Annotated in this window: 17 protein-coding genes; 8 read left to right on the top strand and 9 right to left on the bottom strand. The window is 66.5% G+C overall.

Going from position 1 to position 18,187, the window contains the following annotated elements; all coding sequences use genetic code 11:
• Nucleotides 1-8: 8 nt before the first annotated feature.
• The 6 genes from ILT42_RS12185 to ILT42_RS12210 form a co-directional block, all read right to left on the bottom strand.
• Complete coding sequence (locus tag ILT42_RS12185; protein WP_204215883.1) at nucleotides 9-1,178, bottom strand: M20 aminoacylase family protein; 1,170 nt, start codon at nucleotides 1,176-1,178, stop codon at nucleotides 9-11.
• Nucleotides 1,179-1,242: 64 nt separating this feature from the next.
• Nucleotides 1,243-2,490: a hypothetical protein gene (locus ILT42_RS12190; RefSeq protein WP_204215884.1), complete on the bottom strand. Its 1,248-nt coding sequence runs from the start codon at nucleotides 2,488-2,490 to the stop codon at nucleotides 1,243-1,245.
• Nucleotides 2,491-2,595: 105 nt separating this feature from the next.
• A complete protein-coding gene (gene mmsB, locus ILT42_RS12195) occupies nucleotides 2,596-3,486 on the bottom strand; it encodes a 3-hydroxyisobutyrate dehydrogenase (RefSeq protein ID WP_204215885.1) in 891 nt (296 codons plus the stop codon).
• A 47-nt stretch (nucleotides 3,487-3,533) separates the two neighbouring features.
• On the bottom strand, nucleotides 3,534-3,905 hold the full coding sequence (locus tag ILT42_RS12200) for a DUF5367 family protein (RefSeq protein WP_204215886.1): 372 nt from the start codon (nucleotides 3,903-3,905) through the stop codon (nucleotides 3,534-3,536).
• Nucleotides 3,902-5,053, bottom strand: coding sequence for an isobutyryl-CoA dehydrogenase (locus ILT42_RS12205; RefSeq protein WP_204215887.1), 1,152 nt, complete (start codon nucleotides 5,051-5,053; stop codon nucleotides 3,902-3,904). Before ILT42_RS12205 ends, ILT42_RS12200 begins: the two co-directional genes overlap by 4 nt.
• 262 nt (nucleotides 5,054-5,315) lie before the next feature.
• Nucleotides 5,316-6,812, bottom strand: coding sequence for a CoA-acylating methylmalonate-semialdehyde dehydrogenase (locus ILT42_RS12210; protein WP_204215888.1), 1,497 nt, complete (start codon nucleotides 6,810-6,812; stop codon nucleotides 5,316-5,318).
• Between the two features lie 111 nt (nucleotides 6,813-6,923).
• Here ILT42_RS12210 and ILT42_RS12215 point away from each other — a divergent pair, with 111 nt between their 5' ends.
• From ILT42_RS12215 to tal, 3 genes are all read left to right on the top strand, one after another.
• A complete protein-coding gene (locus ILT42_RS12215; RefSeq protein ID WP_204215889.1) occupies nucleotides 6,924-7,814 on the top strand; it encodes a LysR family transcriptional regulator in 891 nt (296 codons plus the stop codon).
• A 65-nt stretch (nucleotides 7,815-7,879) separates the two neighbouring features.
• Nucleotides 7,880-8,296, top strand: coding sequence for a hypothetical protein (locus tag ILT42_RS12220; RefSeq protein WP_204215890.1), 417 nt, complete (start codon nucleotides 7,880-7,882; stop codon nucleotides 8,294-8,296).
• A 75-nt stretch (nucleotides 8,297-8,371) separates the two neighbouring features.
• Complete coding sequence (gene tal, locus ILT42_RS12225) at nucleotides 8,372-9,343, top strand: transaldolase (protein ID WP_204215891.1); 972 nt, start codon at nucleotides 8,372-8,374, stop codon at nucleotides 9,341-9,343.
• Nucleotides 9,344-9,522: 179 nt separating this feature from the next.
• Here the strand turns inward: tal and amaB are convergent, their stop codons facing one another.
• Together amaB and ILT42_RS12235 are read right to left on the bottom strand one after the other, a co-directional pair.
• On the bottom strand, nucleotides 9,523-11,085 hold the full coding sequence (gene amaB / locus ILT42_RS12230; protein ID WP_204215892.1) for an L-piperidine-6-carboxylate dehydrogenase: 1,563 nt from the start codon (nucleotides 11,083-11,085) through the stop codon (nucleotides 9,523-9,525).
• A 124-nt stretch (nucleotides 11,086-11,209) separates the two neighbouring features.
• Nucleotides 11,210-12,322, bottom strand: a complete 1,113-nt coding sequence (locus tag ILT42_RS12235; protein WP_204215893.1) for a saccharopine dehydrogenase family protein — start codon at nucleotides 12,320-12,322, stop codon at nucleotides 11,210-11,212.
• 117 nt (nucleotides 12,323-12,439) lie between these two features.
• On the opposite strand from ILT42_RS12235, the gene ILT42_RS12240 reads away from it, so the two are divergent.
• Nucleotides 12,440-12,865: an Lrp/AsnC family transcriptional regulator gene (locus tag ILT42_RS12240; protein ID WP_204215894.1), complete on the top strand. Its 426-nt coding sequence runs from the start codon at nucleotides 12,440-12,442 to the stop codon at nucleotides 12,863-12,865.
• Between the two features lie 26 nt (nucleotides 12,866-12,891).
• On the opposite strand, the gene ILT42_RS12245 is transcribed toward ILT42_RS12240, so the two are convergent.
• Complete coding sequence (locus ILT42_RS12245; protein WP_204215895.1) at nucleotides 12,892-13,599, bottom strand: hypothetical protein; 708 nt, start codon at nucleotides 13,597-13,599, stop codon at nucleotides 12,892-12,894.
• Between the two features lie 212 nt (nucleotides 13,600-13,811).
• Between ILT42_RS12245 and ugpB the strand changes: the two genes are divergently transcribed.
• The 4 genes from ugpB (at nucleotide 13,812) to ILT42_RS12265 (ending at nucleotide 18,165) form a co-directional block, all read left to right on the top strand.
• Nucleotides 13,812-15,119, top strand: a complete 1,308-nt coding sequence (gene ugpB, locus ILT42_RS12250; RefSeq protein WP_204215896.1) for a sn-glycerol-3-phosphate ABC transporter substrate-binding protein UgpB — start codon at nucleotides 13,812-13,814, stop codon at nucleotides 15,117-15,119.
• A 124-nt stretch (nucleotides 15,120-15,243) separates the two neighbouring features.
• Complete coding sequence (ugpA, locus tag ILT42_RS12255; RefSeq protein WP_204215897.1) at nucleotides 15,244-16,125, top strand: sn-glycerol-3-phosphate ABC transporter permease UgpA; 882 nt, start codon at nucleotides 15,244-15,246, stop codon at nucleotides 16,123-16,125.
• Entirely contained in the window at nucleotides 16,125-16,970 is an 846-nt protein-coding gene (ugpE, locus tag ILT42_RS12260) for a sn-glycerol-3-phosphate ABC transporter permease UgpE (RefSeq protein WP_204215898.1), read from the top strand. The genes ugpA and ugpE overlap by 1 nt, the downstream gene beginning before the upstream one ends.
• A 118-nt stretch (nucleotides 16,971-17,088) precedes the next feature.
• On the top strand, nucleotides 17,089-18,165 hold the full coding sequence (locus ILT42_RS12265) for a sn-glycerol-3-phosphate import ATP-binding protein UgpC (protein ID WP_204215899.1): 1,077 nt from the start codon (nucleotides 17,089-17,091) through the stop codon (nucleotides 18,163-18,165).
• The last annotated feature ends 22 nt before the right edge of the window (nucleotides 18,166-18,187 follow it).

Here is an 18,187-nt window from a genome sequence, read left to right on the forward strand (position 1 = left end):
CGTTAGATTTAGCGCGCCGGCATGCCGGTCTCGACGATCTTCGCCCAGAGCGACACCCCATAGGGCGAGGCCTCGTCGTTGAAGTCGTAGGCCGGGTGATGGACGCCCGCCGTGTCCCCGTTGCCGATGAAGATGTAGGCGCCCGGGCGCTCCTCCAGCATGAACGAGAAGTCCTCCGCGCCCATGAGGGGCGGCACGGTGAGGTCGACGCCGCTCTCGCCCGCCACCGCCTTGGCGACCTCGGCCATGAACCCGGTCTTGTCCGGATCGTTCATGGTGACCGGATAGCCCCGGTCATACTCCACCCCGACCTTGGCTCCGAAGGCGTTGCCCACATGCTCCGCGATGGATTTGATGCGGGTCTCGCACAGGTCGCGCACCTCGGGCGAGAGGGTGCGCACGGTGCCCAGCAGGGTCGCGGTCTGCGGGATGACATTGAAGGCATCGCCCGCCTTGACCGAACACACCGACACCACGGCGGATTCGAGCGGATCGACGTTGCGCGAGGCGACCGATTGCAGGGCGGTGATCAGGTGAGCCGACACCACCACGGGGTCGATAGTGTCGTGAGGCCGCGCGGCGTGGCCGCCCTTGCCCTCCACCGTGATGACGAAGCGGTCCGCCGCCGCCATCATGGCGCCGGGCCGGATCGCGAACTGGCCCACCGCGATGCCGGGCATGTTGTGCATGCCGTAGACCTCCTGGATGCCGAAGCGGTCGAGCACGCCGTCCCGCATCATGGCGGCCGCACCTCCGCCGCCCTCCTCGGCGGGCTGGAAGATCACGATGGCGGTGCCGTCGAAATTGCGGGTTTCGGCAAGGTACTTCGCGGCGCCGAGCAGCATGGCGGTGTGGCCGTCATGGCCGCAGGCATGCATCTTGCCGGGAACCTTGGATTTGTAGGGAACGTCCGTGGCCTCCTCGATGGGAAGCGCATCCATGTCGGCCCGCAAGCCGATCACGCGGCCGGAGGCGTTGGACCGGCCTTTGATGACCCCGACGACGCCGGTCTGGCCGAGGCCCGTGACCACCTCGTCGCAGCCGAACTCCTTCAGCTTCTCGGCCACGATGCCGGCCGTGCGGTGGACGTCGTAGAGAAGCTCCGGATTCTCGTGGAAATCCCGGCGCCAGGCGGTGATTTCATCGGTGAGGTCGGCGACGCGGTTGATGATGGGCATGGACGTCTCTGCTCGTGCGAGTGGAGGGCGCAGCGAAGCAGAGAAGCGGCCGCAGCGTCAACCTCTATCGCCCGGTGCGCAGGATCGCCTTGGGACGCTTGGTGCGGAACTGGCCGCGCTCGATGGCCACGAAGATCAGCCCCACGATCACGAGGGCCGTGAACCACCAGACCTGGGCGGTGCCGATGCCGAGGCACCCGAAGGCATAGGCCGTCGCGAAGGTCGCCATGATGCCGGGGATCAGGGGCGGGCGCTCGCCCACCGCCCCCGTGACTGCGGCGAAGAGCACGACGGCGCCCGCGGCGGCACCCACGAGGCCGAGTTCATACCAGATCTCGAACAGGATCGTGCTCGGCGCATTGGCCGGCAGGAGGCCGACGAACCGCCCCCGCAGGGCGGTCTCCAGCCCATGGCCCGTGACGAGGCGCAAGGGCTCGCCCAGGACGATGGAGCGCCAGACTTCGAGCTCGGCCGTCAGTGCGGAGGGGGTGCCCAGGAAACCGGCCGCGAGCGGCTTCAGCACGAAGGGGATCAGAGGCGCGAGCAGCAGCAGGCCCGCCATGACCGAGGCCGTCAGCACGGTGCCGGTCTTCGGGGCGATCGCCGCGACGGCGAAAACCAGGGCGCCCACCGCCAGCCCCTGGAAGGGCAGGGGCGTCGGCGCGACGAGGGAGGCGAGGGCGACCGCCACCGCCAGGAGGAGCGCCTCCATGTTGCGGCCGCGGGAGTGCAGCCACGAGATCGCGGGCCAGACGAAGAGCACGAGCACCACGAGGCCGCGCTCCAGGCTCTGGCCGTCCGGATCGCTCATGGGGGCAGGGCGAAGGGCGAGGCCGAGCGCCGCCAGGGCCGTCAGGGCGACGCCCACGGGAAGGATGTAGAGGTTGGCCGAGCGCATCCGGTCGGGCAGGGCCAGATAGCCGATGGCGGCCAGAAGCAGCATCCCGACGATGTTGAGCAGCCGCTCGGACGCCTCGGGAAGGAACGGGGTCCAGACCAGGGACAGGACGGTCCAGAACAGCAGGAGGAATCCCGCGACGCTGCCGGGGGAGACGAGGATATGCCGCAGGCGGGGCCCCGAGAGCTTTGACCCCCCGTCCAGGGCGGCCGCCAGGGCCAGGAGCCCGATGGCGAGGGGGGCGACCACCACCACGGCCCGGCGCGCGAACAGGGCCGCCAGCGGGGTGGCGAAGAAGAGCAGCCAGAAGCCCAGACGCCTCAGGACCGCTGCGGCATCGGAGGACGGGTCGGCCAGGGTCGGGGACAGGCGAGCCATGGGACGGGGGCGGGCAATCTTCGATTGAACGTTCATCGTTTCAGAAGCTTAGCCGACGCCGCCCCTGAAAGCTGTAGGTGTGTTGCAACACCCCTGCGAACATGTATCCCGGCCCATGCCTCTTTCGGCTTAGAGCAGACCTCAGCCCTGAGGGCTTTCGCCACGCAGAAAGTTGATGATTCCGGAGAAATCCGCGCCCGCATGGCCCGCCTTGTTGAACAGGTCGTAGAGCTGCGCGGCCTCCGCGCCGAGGGGCGTGGCGGCTCCGGAGGCCAGCGCCGCCTCCTGGGCGAGCTTCAGGTCCTTGAGCATCAGGGCCGCCGCGAAGCCCGGCTTGTAGCCGTTATTGGCGGGCGAGGCAGGCACCGGGCCGGGCACGGGGCAATAGGTGGTCACGGACCAGCACTGGCCTGAGGAGGTCGAGGCCACGTCGAACAGGGCCTGATGCGAGAGACCCAGCTTCTCGCCCAGCACGAAGGCCTCGGCCACGCCGATCATGGAGATGCCGAGAATCATGTTGTTGCAGATCTTGGCGGCCTGCCCGGCGCCCGCCTCGCCGCAATGGACCACCTTCTTGCCCATCTGGGACAGGAAAGGCTCCGCTTTGTCGAAGGCCTCCTTGGAACCGCCCGCCATGAAGGTCAGCGTCGCGCCCTTGGCGCCGCCGACGCCCCCGGAGACCGGCGCGTCGAGGGACAGCACGCCCTGCTGGCGGGCAAGCTCGTGGGCCTTGCGGGCGCTGTCCACGTCGATGGTGGAGCAGTCGATGAACAGGGCATCGCCCCGCGCGGCCGTCAGGATGTCGCCCCACACGGCCAGCACGTGCTTTCCGGCGGGCAGCATCGTGACGATCACCTCGGCGTCCCGCACGGCCTCGCCGGCCGAACCCGCGATGGCCAGCCCGTCGGCGCGGCCCTGGTCACAGGAGGCGGGCGAGAGGTCGAAACCGGTAACCCTGTGGCCCGCCGCCACGAGATTGGCCGCCATGGGGCCGCCCATGTTGCCGAGGCCGATGAAGGCGATGTTGGTCATGGTGATTCTCCCTTGGAATGGTCTGGTGATGGCCGGCCGTCTCACCGTCATGCGCCGCGTGCGCTCCACAGGGCTCCGGCCAGGCCGAAGCCGTAGAACCAGAGCATGAGGGAGCCGAAAACCTTGTCGAGGGCGGGGTCGAGGGCCGGGAAGAAGACCGCGAAATGCGAGCCGACCGCCGCCATGATCAGCATGCCCGGAACCGCCACGAGGGCCATCGCCGTCACGGCCTTGGCGGCCGGGATGCGCAGGATGCGGTGAACGAGGAACCCGAGCGCGAGCCCCAGCGCCCCGCCCGCCGCGAAGTTGAGCTGGAACGGACGCCGTCCGTCCAGGAAGAACAGGTGTCCGGCGAACGAGAACAGGGCGAAGATGGCAGCCGCGAGAGCAAAGCCCAGGCCGAGCGAACGGGGGATCATCGGTTGCCGCGGCCCACGAGATCGCGGGCCACGATCAGCCGCATGATCTCGTTGGTGCCCTCCAGGATCTGGTGGACGCGCAGGTCCCGCACGATCTTCTCGATGCCGTAATCCGCCAGGTATCCGTAGCCGCCGTGGAGCTGGAGCGCGTCGTTGGCGATCTCGAAGCCGCGGTCGGTGGCCACGCGCTTGGCCATGGCGCAGAGCCTGGTGGCGTCCAGGGCTTTGGCGTCGAGGGCGGATGCCGCGCGCCACAGGAAGGAACGGGCGGCCTCCAGCTCCGTCGCCATGTCGGCGAGGCGGAACTGCAGGGCCTGGAAGTCCGACAGGCTCCGGCCGAAGGCCTTGCGGTCCGCCGTGTAGGCGAGGGACTTGTCGAGGGCCGCCTGCGCGCCGCCGAGCGAGCACGCTCCGATATTGAGCCGCCCGCCGTCGAGGCCCGCCATGGCGATCTTGAAGCCGATGCCCTCCTCGCCGAGACGGTTCGCGACGGGCACGCGGGCATCCTCCAGGATCACGGCGCGGGTGGGCTGGGCATTCCAGCCCATCTTGCGCTCGTTGGCCCCGAAGGAGAGACCGGGCGTGTCCTTTTCGATGACCAGGGTCGAGATGCCGGCCGCGCCGCTCTCGTTCGTGCGCACCATGGTGACGTACACGTCCGACACGCCGGCGCCCGAGATGAACTGCTTCACGCCGTTGACCACGTAATGATCGCCCTCGCGCACCGCGCGGGTCTTCAAGGCCGCGGCGTCCGAGCCCGCGCCGGGTTCCGTGAGGCAATAGCTCGCCAGATGCTCCATGGTGGCGAGCTTCGGCAGGCAGCGGTGCCGCTGCTCGTCCGAACCGAAGCGGTCGATCATCCAGGCCGCCATGTTGTGGATCGAGATATAGGCCGCCACCGTCGGGCAGCCCGTCGCCAGCGCCTCGAAGATCAGGGCCGCGTCGAGGCGGCTCATGCCCGAACCGCCCACATCGTCGCCGACATAAATCGCGCCCATGCCCAGCGCGGCTGCTTCCCGCATCACATCGACCGGGAAATGCTTTTTCTCGTCCCATTCGATGGCGTGAGGCGCGAGGTTCTCGGCCGCGAAGTCGCGGGCCATGTCCCGGATGGCGATCTGGTCGTCGGTGAGGGAAAAGGAGTTCATGCTTCCTCCATCGCGCGTGTTTTTTGGTTCGTGCACCCCGACTTTGGGTGAAGAGGCAGAGTGTGCCGTGATTCCGCAAACCTCATTCTGAGAGAGCCGCAGGCCCGTCTCGAAGGATGATCCAGTTCGCACCGGATGCACTCCGCTGGAGCCCTCCTTCGAGACGCCGCTTTCGCGGCTCCTCAGGATGAGGTTTGGGGGATTCTTATAGGGCGCCGAAAACGAGAAATGGCCGGGACAAGCCCGGCCATTTCTCATCGTCTTACTGCATCGTCGGGATGACGAACTCCGCGCCGTCCTTGATGCCGGACGGCCAGCGGGACGTGACCGTCTTGGTCTTGGTGTAGAAGCGCACCGCATCGGGGCCGTGCTGGTTCAGGTCGCCGAAGCCGGAGGCCTTCCAGCCGCCGAAGGTGTAATAGGCCAGCGGCACCGGGATCGGCACGTTGATGCCCACCATGCCGACCTGCACCTTGGACGCGAAGTCGCGGGCCGCATCGCCGTCGCGGGTGTAGATCGCGACGCCGTTGCCGTATTCATGCTCGTTGGGGAGCCGCAGGGCTTCGTCGTAGTTCGCGGCGCGCACCACGGACAGGACGGGACCGAAGATCTCTTCCTTGTAGATGCGCATCTCCGGCTTCACGTCATCGAAGAGGCAGCCGCCCATATAGAAGCCGTCCTCGTAGCCTTGCATCTTGAAGTTCCGGCCGTCGACCACGAGCTTGGCGCCTTCCTGGACGCCGAGATCCACGTAGGAGCGGACCTTCTCCATGTGGGCCCGCGTGACCATGGGGCCGAAATCCGCGCTCGGATCGGTGGAGGGGCCGACCTTCAGGCTCTCGACGCGGGGGATGAGGCGGTCCATGAGGGCGTCGGCCGTGGCCTTGCCCACGGGCACCGCGACCGAGATCGCCATGCAGCGCTCGCCCGCCGAGCCGTAGCCCGCGCCGATGAGGGCGTCGGCGGCCTGGTCGATGTCGGCGTCCGGCATGATGATCATGTGGTTCTTGGCGCCGCCGAAGCACTGCGCGCGCTTGCCGTTGGCGGCGGCGCGGGCATAGACGTATTGGGCGATCGGCGACGAGCCCACGAAGCCCACGGCCTTGATGTCGTGGTCGTCCAGGATGCCGTCCACCGATTCCTTGTCGCCGTTGACCACGTTGAGGATGCCGGCGGGCAGGCCCGCTTCCATCATCAGCTCGGCGAGGCGCAGCGGCACGCCGGGCGCGCGCTCGGAGGGCTTGAGGATGAAGGCGTTGCCGCAGGCGATGGCGGGCGAGAGCTTCCAGAGCGGGATCATGGCCGGGAAGTTGAAGGGCGTGATGCCCGCCACCACGCCCAGCGGCTGGCGGATCGAATACATGTCGATGCCGGGGCCGGCGCCTTCCGTGAACTCGCCCTTCAGGAGGTGCGGGATGCCGGTGCAGAACTCGGCCACTTCGACACCGCGCTGAATGTCGCCCTTGGCATCCGAGATGGTCTTGCCGTGCTCGCGGGCGAGCAGCTCGGCGAGGGAGTCGGTCTCCGCGGCGATGAGCTCCAGGAACCGCATGAGCACGCGGGCGCGGCGCTGCGGGTTGGTGGCCGCCCAAGCGGGCTGCGCCGCCTTGGCGTTTTCCACCGCCTGGCGCAGCTCGGTCTTGGAGGCGAGCGCCACCCGGCCGATGGGCTCGCCGGTCATGGGCTGGAAGAACTCGGTGGTGCGGCCCGATTGTCCGGCGACGTGCTTGCCGCCGATGAAATGTCCGACTTCGCGCATGGGCGTATCCTCTCCTGGCTGGGTTGGCCTCTCCTATCATTGTCGAAATCGCACGGCTATGGGTGAAAGTGAGGCGCGCCTGTGCGAAAATCCCCATACCGGAGAGGGTTCATGAGTGCATTCGACTGGGACGACCTGCGCTACTTCCTGGCGGTCGCCCGCGCGGGCCGCCTGACGGTGGCGGCCCGGCGGCTCGGGGCCGACCATACCACGGTTTCGCGCCGCCTCGCGTCCCTGGAAGCCGCGCTCCAGGCCAAGCTGTTCGAGCGCAAGCCGCAAGGGTACGGCCTCACCGAGCAGGGCGAGCGGTTGCTGGCAAAGGCCGAGAGCATGGAAAGTCAGGCCCTGGCGGTCTCGGCGGAGGTGGGCGGCTCGGATCTCGCGCTCTCCGGTACCGTGCGGGTGGGGGCGCCGGACGGGTTCGGCACCTACTTCCTGGCGCCGGAACTCGGTCGCCTTGCGGAGCTCCACCCGAACCTGACGCTGCAGCTCGTGGCCCTGCCCCGCGTGTTCTCCCTCTCCAAGCGCGAGGCCGACATCGCGATCACCCTGGAGCAGCCGACCGAGGGCCGTCTCGTCTCACGCAAGCTCACGGATTACCGCCTGCGTCTGTATGCCTCGAAGGACTATCTCGACCGCCAGGGTCCGGTGGCCGATCAGGGAGATCTGCGGGGGCGGCTCTTCGTCACCTACGTGATGGACCTCGTCTACAGCCCGGTGCTGGATTATTTCGGCGCGCTCGAGAAATACGGGCCCCGCCGCTACGAGGTCGCGAGCGTGGTGGCCCAGCTCGAGGCGGTGCGGGCTGGGGTCGGCATCGGCATCCTGCACGATTACGCCGCCCGCCAGCACCCGGACCTGCGGGTCGTCCTGCCCGATTTGTCCTTCACCCGCACCTATTGGCTCGTGACGCATGCGGAGGTGCGCAGCCTCCAGCGCATCGCCGAGGTGCACGATTTCATCGTCGAGCGGGTGAAGGCGCAGCGGGGGATTTTTGTGTGATCGGGCCGGCTTGCCCTGCCATTTCTAGCGTGGTTTATAGATGTTATTTGCTAGAAAGTTACATCATGCGGATTGTTGGGGTGGGTTTCGCGGCCGCGCTAACCTTATTCTCCGGCAGCCAGTGGCCAGCATGGGCTCAAGAGGGGCGGACGGCTGATCCATCATTCCAGGAAGCGGATAGACGAGGCAAGGCATGGTTCAATTGTCTGAACACCAATGCCAAGCTCTTGGCCGGGGGCAAAAAACCTGCGCAGGCCGATGCCGAAGCAGCCACGCTCAACTGCATGACGGAAGAAAATGAAGTTCGGAAATTGCTCGATCAGATTAAAAGCGACCCGAGACACAATGCAAGCTCGGACCCGTATGGTCGAATACCAACAAGCATGATGATCGCCGAATTCAGGCGGCGCTTCATCTGGGAGATCACTTATCCGCTCAACCCTTATCAGCGTCCTGCCGCGCCCCGCCGGAATGCAAATTAGTGGCTCCGTTGACAACACCCTTCACGCCCGACCCCCAAAGGGCTAAGGCTGGCGCAACAGACAAGGGAGTGTCCCATGACCTCGAAGCTCGACCGGCTGCGTGCCATGACGGTCGTGGTCGCCGATACGGGCGATCTCGATGCGGTCCGGCGCCTGAAGCCGCAGGACTGCACCACCAACCCGACCCTGATCCTGAAGGCGGTCGAGACCCCCGCCTATGCCCATCTCGTGGACGAGGCGCTGGCCTGGGGCCGGGGCCAGGGCGGTTCCCGCGAGGGCGCCGTCGGGGCAATCTGCGACCGGCTCGCCGTGGCCTTCGGGGCGGAGCTTGCCGGGATCGTGCCGGGCCGGGTCTCCACGGAGGTGGACGCGGACCTGTCCTTCGACACGGAGGCCACCGTCGAGAAGGCCCGGGGCGTCATCAAGGCCTACGAGGCCCGGGGCGTCGGGCGCGACAGGATCCTGGTCAAGATTGCCTCCACCTGGGAGGGGATCCGCGCCGCGGAAGTGCTTCAGAAGGAAGGCATCGACTGCAACCTGACGCTCCTGTTCTGCCAGGCCCAGGCCCAGGCCTGCGCGGAAGCCGGCGTGTTCCTGATCTCGCCCTTCGTCGGCCGCATCCTCGACTGGCACGTGAAGGCGGGCGGCGGTCCCTATACGGGCGAGACCGATCCGGGCGTGCTCTCCGTGCGGAGGATCTACGAGTCGTATAAGGCGCAAGGGATCGGCACCGTCGTGATGGGCGCGTCCTTCCGCAATATCGGCGAGATCGAGGCCCTGGCGGGCTGCGACCGCCTCACCATCTCGCCCGCCCTGTTGGACGAGCTGGCGAAGGACACGGGCGAGTTGCCCCGCAAGCTCTCGGGCGAGGGTGTGGCCAGGACCGCGCCCCTCCCGCGTCTCGACGAGAAGGCGTTCCGGTTTGCGCTGAACGAAGACGCGATGGCGACCGAGAAGCTCGCCGAGGGCATCCACTCCTTCGTGAAGGACCTGCGCTCGCTGCGGGGCCTCGTGGCGCGGCGGCTCGATGAGGCGAAGGCGGCCTGAGCCGCCGCTTCGGCTTGAATGCAAAAGGGCGGTGGAGTGATCCACCGCCCTTTTCGTTTGATCTCTCCATCGTCATGCCCTCCTCGGACTTGATCCGAGGACCAAGGCGGGCATCCACGTCTTGAGGTGGCCAATGGGTGGCCGGGTCAAGCCCGGCCATGACGGCAAAGGATGATTCCTTACGCGTCCACGTCGAAGGTGACGCCCTGGGCCAGCGGCAGGGTCTTGCCGTAATTGAGCGTGTTGGTGGCGCGGCGCATATAGGCCTTCCAGGCATCCGAGCCCGCCTCACGGCCGCCGCCCGTCTCCTTCTCGCCGCCGAACGCTCCGCCGATCTCGGCGCCGGAGGGGCCGATGTTCACGTTGGCGATGCCGCAATCCGAGCCCGCCGCCGAGATGAAGCTCTCGGCCTCGCGCATGTCGAGCGTGAAGATCGACGAAGACAGGCCAGCCCCCACCGCGTTGTGATCCTCGATCACGGCGTCGAAGTCCGTATAGCGCATCACGTACAGGATCGGCGCGAAGGTCTCGCGGGTGACCGGACCGGTCTGCTCTGGCATCTCGACCAGGGCCGGACGAGCGTAATAGGCGTCAGCGTTGTCGGTGCCGTGACGGCCGCCGCCGGTCACCTGCCCGCCCGCCGCGCGGGCCTCGTCGAGCGCGCGCTCCATGCCGTCGAAAGCGGCCTTGTCGATGAGCGGGCCGACCAGAACGCCCTCGGCGCGCGGGTCGCCAATGGTCACGTTGCCATAGACCTTTTTCAGGCGAGGCACGAGTTGGTCGTAGACGCTCTCGTGAACGAAGAGGCGGCGCAGGGTCGTGCAGCGCTGGCCCGCCGTGCCCATGGCCGCGAAGGCGATGCCGCGCAGGGCGAGATCGAGATCCGCGGAGGGCGCCACGATGGCGGCATTGTTGCCGCCGAGCTCCAGGATCGCGCGGGCGAAGCGCGCCGCGAGCTTCGGGCCGACCTGGCGGCCCATGGCGGTGGAGCCCGTGGCGGACAGGACCGGCACGCGCTCGTCCTCCACCAGGATCTCACCGAGATGGCGCCCACCCACGAGCACCTGCGACAGGCCCTCCGGCATCTCGCCGAAACGGGCGGCGGCCCGGTCCACGATGGCCTGGGTGGCGAGCGCGGTCAAAAGGGTCTTCTCGGAGGGCTTCCACACCACCGGGTCGCCGCACACGAAGGCCAGGGCGGCGTTCCAGGACCAGACGGCCACGGGGAAGTTGAAGGCCGAAATGACGCCGCAGACGCCCAAGGGGTGCCAGGTTTCCATCATACGGTGGTCGGCGCGCTCGGTGGCGATGGTCAGGCCGTAGAGCTGGCGGGAGAGACCGACCGCGAAATCGCAGATGTCGATCATCTCCTGCACCTCGCCCAGCCCCTCGGACGTGACCTTGCCGGCCTCGATGGTGACGAGGCGGCCGAGGTCGTCCTTGGCGGCGCGCAACTCCTCGCCGATGAGGCGCACGAACTCGCCGCGCTTGGGGGCCGGCACCTTGCGCCAAGCCTTGAAGGCCTCGTGGGCCCGGCCGATGGCGGCCTTGGCCTCGTCCGGCGTCGTCTCGCGCAGGGACACGATGGCCTCCCCCGTGATGGGGGAGCGGGTCGAGTGGCCGCCCGTCGCATAGGCGGCCTCGGGCACGCCCAGGCGCTTCAGGATGGCGCGGGCTTCATCGGCCACGGAGGCGGGGGTGGACGGGACCGCCTTCAGGGCGGCTTGGTCGCGGGCGGACATGGAGGATCTCCCAGGAAAAAGGGCAGCGTCAGGCTGCCCCCGTCTTAAGGCATGAGAGGGGCAACGGGAAACCGCTATTCCGGCATAAGGTCATGCGGAATCGGAAGGCGTTGCTCCGGGTGGTTCAGGCCACGGCCTCGAGGGGCGCCGCGTGACGGATCCGCTCCCCCGCATAGACCCGCCCGAAGCGGTTGGCGAGGAACAGGTCGAGGGGCACCTCCTCCTGGCGGCGGAAGCCCGTCTGCGGGATCTGGCCCTGGATCAGCAGGTCCAGCATGGCGCAGATGCCGGCCGCCGTGGTGACCTGGATGGCCGTGCGGGCTCGCCCGGCGACGTCCTGGCCATAGATGTTGCGGGCGAAGGTCTCCTGCACGTGGCGGCCGTCGCGCTGGCCCGTCACGGTCACGAACACGATCACCATGTCCTGCATGGTGGCCGGAACGGCGTTCTCGAGGATGTCCTTCAGGACCTCCCGGCGACGGCGCAGCTGCAGGTCGTTGAGGAGCACCCGCATCAGGGCGCAATGGCCGGGATAGCGGATCGTCTTGTAGTTCAGGTTGCGCACTTGGCCTTCCAGGGTCTCGCACAGGGTGCCCAGGCCCCCGGAGGTATTGAAGGCCTCGTAGCGGGTGCCGTCGAGGGAAAACTCCTCCAGCTCCTCCATGGCCGGAACCTCGCGCAGGCTTCCGTCCACGATCGCTTCGCAGCGCTCGATATACTCGTTGATGACGCCGTCCGTGCTCCAGGTGAGGTTATAGGACAGGGCATTCGACGGGAATTGCGGCAGGGCGCCAACGCGCAGCCGCACCGTGTCGAGGCTGTCGAAGCGGCGGGCGATATCGTGAGCCACGATGGAGATGAAGCCAGGCGCCAGCCCGCACTGGGGCACGAAGGCCGTATTCGCCCCCTCGGCCAGCTCCTTCACCATGCGGGTGGTGGCCACGTCCTCGGTGAGGTCGAAATAGTTCACGCCCGCGACCCGCGCGGCCTGGGCGATGTTGCCGGTCAGGTGATAGGGCGCGGCGCTGAGCACGGCATAATGGCCCTTGAGGGCCGCCTGGAGCGCCACCGCGTCGCTGAAATCGAGCTGGACCGTGCCGATCCCGTCATGAGCCACGGCCTCCAGGGCCTGGGCCGACATGTCGGCCACCGTGACGGTGAAGTCGCCCGTCTCCTGGAGCATGTCGGCGATGGTAGAGCCGATCTTGCCGGCGCCGATGACGAGAATGGAATGCATGGAATCCTCCGGTGTTCACCTCCAGGAAACGGCAAAGCCGGGCAGATCGCCATAGACATGTTGACGGGAAGCCGGATAGATTTCGGCATTATGCCGAATATGTCGAGCAATATGCCGATGGATACCACCGACCGGGCCTTGGTCGCGCTCCTGCGCCGGAACGCCCGGATCGGCCATGCGGAGGCGGCCCGACAACTGGGGCTGTCGCGCACCACCGTCCAGGCCCGGGTGGAGAGCCTGGAGCGGCGGGGGATCGTGACAGGTTACACGATCAGGCTGGCGGAGGAGATCACCCGCCGCATGGTGCGGGCTCACATCACCATCGTGGTGGCGCCCAAAGCGTCCGCCGCCGTGGTATCGGCTTTGGGCAAGATGCCGGAGGTGAGGTCCCTGCACTCTGTGGCGGGAGCGTTCGATCTCCTGGCGGAGGTGGAGGCAGAGGACGTTCCGCTGCTCGACGCCGCCATCGACCGGATCGGGGCGCTCGACGGCGTCGAGCGCACGCAATCCTCCATCATCCTGTCCACGAAATTCGAGCGCTGAGCGCTTCGACCCGGTGTCCCCTGCGATCAGGTGTCCTGGGTCCCGAAGGCCCAAACCCGCCCGCCCCGATTGGTCACACGCTGCATGGGGCCGCCGCCCGGTACCGGTGCAGGGTCGGGCGACACGAGACCCGTCACGCCCTCAAGATCCGTCCGCCGGTCGTCACGACGGTCGCCGGTCGACACCGTGCTGCCCGCGCCGCCCTGGGAGCGGGCCGATTCCTCCGTCTGGAGATCGCCGGTGCCGAGATCGTCGCTGCCGTCGATCATGGACTTCATGCCGGGGAGGGCGCCCGTATTTGTCTGGCCCTCGGCGTTCCCGCCCGTGATTCCGGCCGCGAGCGGGCGTCCGAGGTCGCCTGCTTCCGCGGGACGGCTCGCCAGCCTGTCCTGGGCGGGACCGTCGAGCTCCAGCGGCCCGAACATGTCGAGCACGTCGATCGCCCGGTCCATTTCGCTCGGAGTCACCTGCCCTCCCACAAGGGCATAGCCCGCCAGAAGGCCCCGCTCGAACGTGGCCCTGTCGTCCGCCGGGAGGCCGAGGCTGCTCAGGGCGGTCCCCGGATCCTCCTGGGCGGACAGGCTGCGGAAGCCCGAGATGGAGGAGACATCGCGCCCGTCCATCAGCCCGATGGCAACAATGTGATTTCGCGTCACGCCCATCTCGATCAGCGCCTGGAGGGCGGCGCTGGCCTTGGCGTGGTCGTCGAACAGGGCCGTGACGAAGTGGGGCATGGGCACTCTTCCGTTGCGATAGACCCCCTTCCAACGAAGGGAACCTGTGGGTGTTCCCATTTCAGGCGTTAAGCTTGCCCAAGGAAAGGGCTTCCATTTTGGAGCCGGCTATGCTTGTCATGATTCCGTCATAACGCTGTCATCCGCCTTTCGCAGAGGGATGGCCAGAACGACAAGAACGTCCCGGACGGGACGCATGGGAGAGACAAGAGATGACCAACCGCGCATTTCTCGCCGCCCTGGCCCTTGGCCTCGCGACGAGCACTTCGGCTTTTGCACAGACCGAGATCCAGTGGTGGCACGCCATGACGGGCGCCAACAACGACGTCGTGAACCGGCTGGCGGAAGAGTTCAACAACTCGCAGAAGGATTACAAGGTCGTTCCCACCTATAAGGGACAATACGCCGATACCCTGAATGCCGGCATCGCGGCCTTCCGGGCCGGTGGCGCCCCGCACATCCTGCAGGTCTTCGAGGTCGGCACCGCCACCATGATGGGCGCCAAGGGCGCCGTGAAGCCTGTGGCGGAGCTGATGAAGGAAGCCGGCGAGACGTTCGACCCGAAGGCCTACCTGCCCGCCATCACGGGCTATTACTCCACGGCCAAGGGCGAGATGCTGTCCTTCCCGTTCAACTCCTCCTCGATGGTCATGTGGGTCAACAAGGACGAGCTGAAGAAGGCGGGCGTCAACGAGATCCCGAAGACTTGGCCGGAAGTGTTCGAGGCCGCCAAGAAGCTCAAGGCTGCCGGCCACAACACCTGCGGCTTCTCCAACGCCTGGGCTCCCTGGGCGAATGTCGAGCAGCTCTCGGCCTGGCACAACGTGCCCATGGCCACCAAGGCCAACGGCCTCGACGGCTTCGACACGGAGATGAAGTTCAATTCTCCGTTCCACGTGAAGCACCTGCAGAACCTCGTGGACCTGCAGAAGGACAAGACCTACGACTATTCGGGTCGCGACAGCCGCTCGGAGGGCCGGTTCACCTCGGGCGAATGCGCGATCTTCCTGACCTCGTCGGGCTTCTACGGCAACGTGAAGGCCAACGCGAAGTTCGATTGGGCCAATGCGCCGATGCCGTACTATCCGGACGTCCAGGGCGCCCCGCAGAATTCCATCATCGGCGGCGCTTCGCTGTGGGTCATGGGCGGCAAGAAGGCTGACGAGTACAAGGGCGTGGCCAAGTTCTTCACCTTCCTGTCCGATACGGACCGTCAGGCGAGGCTGCACCAGGAATCGGGCTACCTCCCGATCACCAAGGCGGCCTACGAGAAGACCAAGGCCTCGGGCTTCTATGACAAGAACCCCGCCCTCCAGACGGCGCTGATCGAGCTCACCAACAAGGAGCCGACCGAGAACTCCCGCGGCCTGCGCTTCGGCAACATGGTGCAGATCCGCGACGTGGTCTCCGAGGAGATCGAGGCTGCTCTCGCCGGTCAGAAGTCCGCCAAGGACGCGCTCGACAACGCGGTGGGCCGCTCGAACCAGATCCTGCGTCAGTTCGAGCGCACCGTCCGCTAAGCCAGACGCTCATAAAACATCTTGTCATCCCGGGCAGCCAAGCTGTCCGGGATGATCTTATGGACGAACCTCGCAGACCGGATGTTACCGTCATCTGCCCCATCCTCCGACCGTTGTGACTGCGATGGAAAAACGAGCTCATTTTTCAGGCTGGACACTGCCACTTCTGCTGATTGTTCCGCAGATGGCCATCACCCTCATCTTCTTCTACTGGCCGGCCTCCCAGGCCATCTGGCAATCGTTCCTGCGGGAGGACGCGTTCGGCCTCTCGTCGGAGTTCGTCGGAATCGAGAACTACGTGGTCCTGTTCGAGCAGCCCGAATATTACCGGGCCATGGTCACGACCGTGATCTTCTCGACGCTGGTGGCCTTCTTCTCGCTGTCGGTCGCGCTCCTCCTGGCGAGCCAAGCCGACAAGAACCTGCGCGGCGGCCATGCCTTCAAGACCCTGCTGATCTGGCCCTACGCGGTCGCTCCCGCCATCGCGGGCGTGCTGTGGCTCTTCATGTTCCACCCGACGCTGGGCACGCTCGGCCGGCCGATCAACGCCCTCGGGTTCAACTGGAACCCGATGCTGAACGGGACCGACGCCATGATCCTGCTGGTGCTCTCCGCCACCTGGAAGCACGTCAGCTACAATTTCCTGTTCTTCCTCGCGGGCTTGCAGGCCATTCCGAAGAGCGTGATCGAGGCAGGCGCCATCGACGGCGCGGGGCCCATGCGCCGCTTCTGGACCATCATCTTCCCGCTTCTGTCGCCCACGACATTCTTCCTGCTGGTCGTCACCATCGTGTATGTGTTCTTCGAGACGTTCGGCATCATCGATGCCGTGACCGGCGGCGGACCCGCCGGGTCGACGACGACCCTCGTCTACAAGGTTTTCGCGGACGGCCGCTCCGGCGGCGATCTGGGCTTGTCGGCCGCCCAGTCGGTGATCCTCATGATCATCGTGATCGCGCTCACGGCGATCCAGTTCCGCTATGTCGAACGCAGGGTGCAGTACTGATGGTCGAGAATCGCCCTTTTAGAACCTTCATGGCTTATCTGACGCTGATCGTCGGCGTCGTGGTGGTGGCCTTCCCGGTCTATCTCGCCATCATGGCGTCGACCTTCGACACCGCCACCATCATCAACGGCAATATGCCGCTGACCCCCGGCGATCAGGCGCCCGAGAACTATACGCGGGCCCTGTTCTACGGCGGCAAGCTCGCCCGCGAGCCCGTCTCCATGATGATGGTCAATTCCATGATCATGGCGCTCGGCATCGCCTTCGGGAAGATCCTGATCTCGATCCTGTCCGCCTATGCGGTGGTCTATTTCAAGTTCCCATTCCGCAAAACGGCCTTCTGGGTGATCTTCATCACCCTGATGCTGCCCGTCGAAGTGCGAATCTACCCGACCTACAAGATCGTGGCGGATCTGGGTCTCCTCGACACCTATACGGGCCTCATCATGCCGCTGATCGCGTCCGCCACCGGCACGCTCCTGTTCCGCCAGTTCTTCATGACGGTGCCGGACGAGCTGCTGGAGGCGTCGAAGATCGATGGCGCCGGTCCTTTCCGGTTCTTCAAGGACACGCTGCTGCCGCTGTCGATCACCACCATCGCGGCCCTGTTCGTCATTCAGTTCATCTACGGCTGGAACCAGTATCTCTGGCCGTTGCTGATCACGACCCAGAGCTCGATGCAGACCATCGTCATCGGCATCAAGAAGATGATCACCACCACGGACGCGCTGACCGAATGGCAGATCGCCATGACGACGGCCGTGCTGGCCATGGTGCCGCCGGTCCTCGTGGTGATCTTCATGCAGCGGCTCTTCGTGAAGGGCCTGGTGGAAACCGAAAAGTAATCGAAACGGGCGCGGCCTCCGCATCTGCTGGAGCGCCGCGTCGGAACCATAACGACAATGGGTCCCTGGATCCGCGACCTGAGCGCGCCGGGACCCGAGGAATTGAGGAGTTGGGGCAATGGCGGGCGTTACGCTTGAAACGGTCCGAAAGATTTATGCGGGCAACGTGGAGGCCGTGAAGGGCGTCTCCCTCGGTATCGAGGACGGATCCTTCTGCGTGCTCGTGGGGCCGTCCGGTTGCGGCAAGTCCACCCTGCTGCGCATGATCGCGGGCCTCGAGACGATCTCGGGCGGCGCGATCAAGATCGGCGACCGGGTCGTGAACGAGGTCGAGCCCGCCGACCGCGATATCGCGATGGTGTTCCAGAACTACGCGCTCTATCCGCATATGAGCGTCTACGACAACATGGCCTATGGCCTGAAGAACCGGAAGACGCCGAAGGACGAGATCGAGAAGCGCGTGAAGGAAGCGGCCCGTATCCTCGCCATCGAGCCGTTCCTGGACCGCAAGCCGCGTGCTCTCTCGGGCGGACAGCGTCAGCGCGTCGCCATGGGCCGCGCCATCGTGCGCAAGCCCCAGGTGTTCCTGTTCGACGAGCCGCTCTCCAACCTCGACGCCAAGCTGCGCGTGCAGATGCGCGTGGAGATCAAGCGCCTCCAGAAGGCGCTGGGCGTCACGTCGATCTACGTGACCCACGACCAGGTCGAGGCCATGACGCTGTCCGACAAGCTCGTGGTCATGTCAGGCGGCCAGATCGAGCAGGTGGGCACGCCGGGCGAGGTCTATCGCCGGCCCGAGACGCGCTTTGTCGCCACCTTCATCGGCTCCCCGCCCATGAACATCCTGCCGGGTATCGTCGAGGGCCCCGGCCGCGTTTCCGTGGGCGGGCAGTCCATCGCCGTCACCGACATGAAGGACGGCCTCGCGCCCGGCGCCGCCATCGAGGTCGGCCTGCGTCCCGAGGACGTCCAAGCGGGCACGACCGGCGCCAGCTCGCTCACCATGGATGTGGATTTCGTCGAGGAACTCGGCGCCACCCAGCTCTTCCACGGCAAGGTCGCAGGCGCGGATTTCGTCGTGCAGGCCTCCACCGGCCAGATCGCCGCCGATACCCGCAAGCTGACCCTCGCGGTGGATCCGGCCAACGTGCACCTGTTCGATCCCCAGACCACGAAGCGCCTGGGCCGGGCCTGACGCGTGACGGGACGTCTCCCGT

Source organism: Microvirga pudoricolor (genome assembly GCF_016892705.1).
Classification (GTDB): Bacteria; Pseudomonadota; Alphaproteobacteria; order Rhizobiales; family Beijerinckiaceae; genus Microvirga; species Microvirga pudoricolor.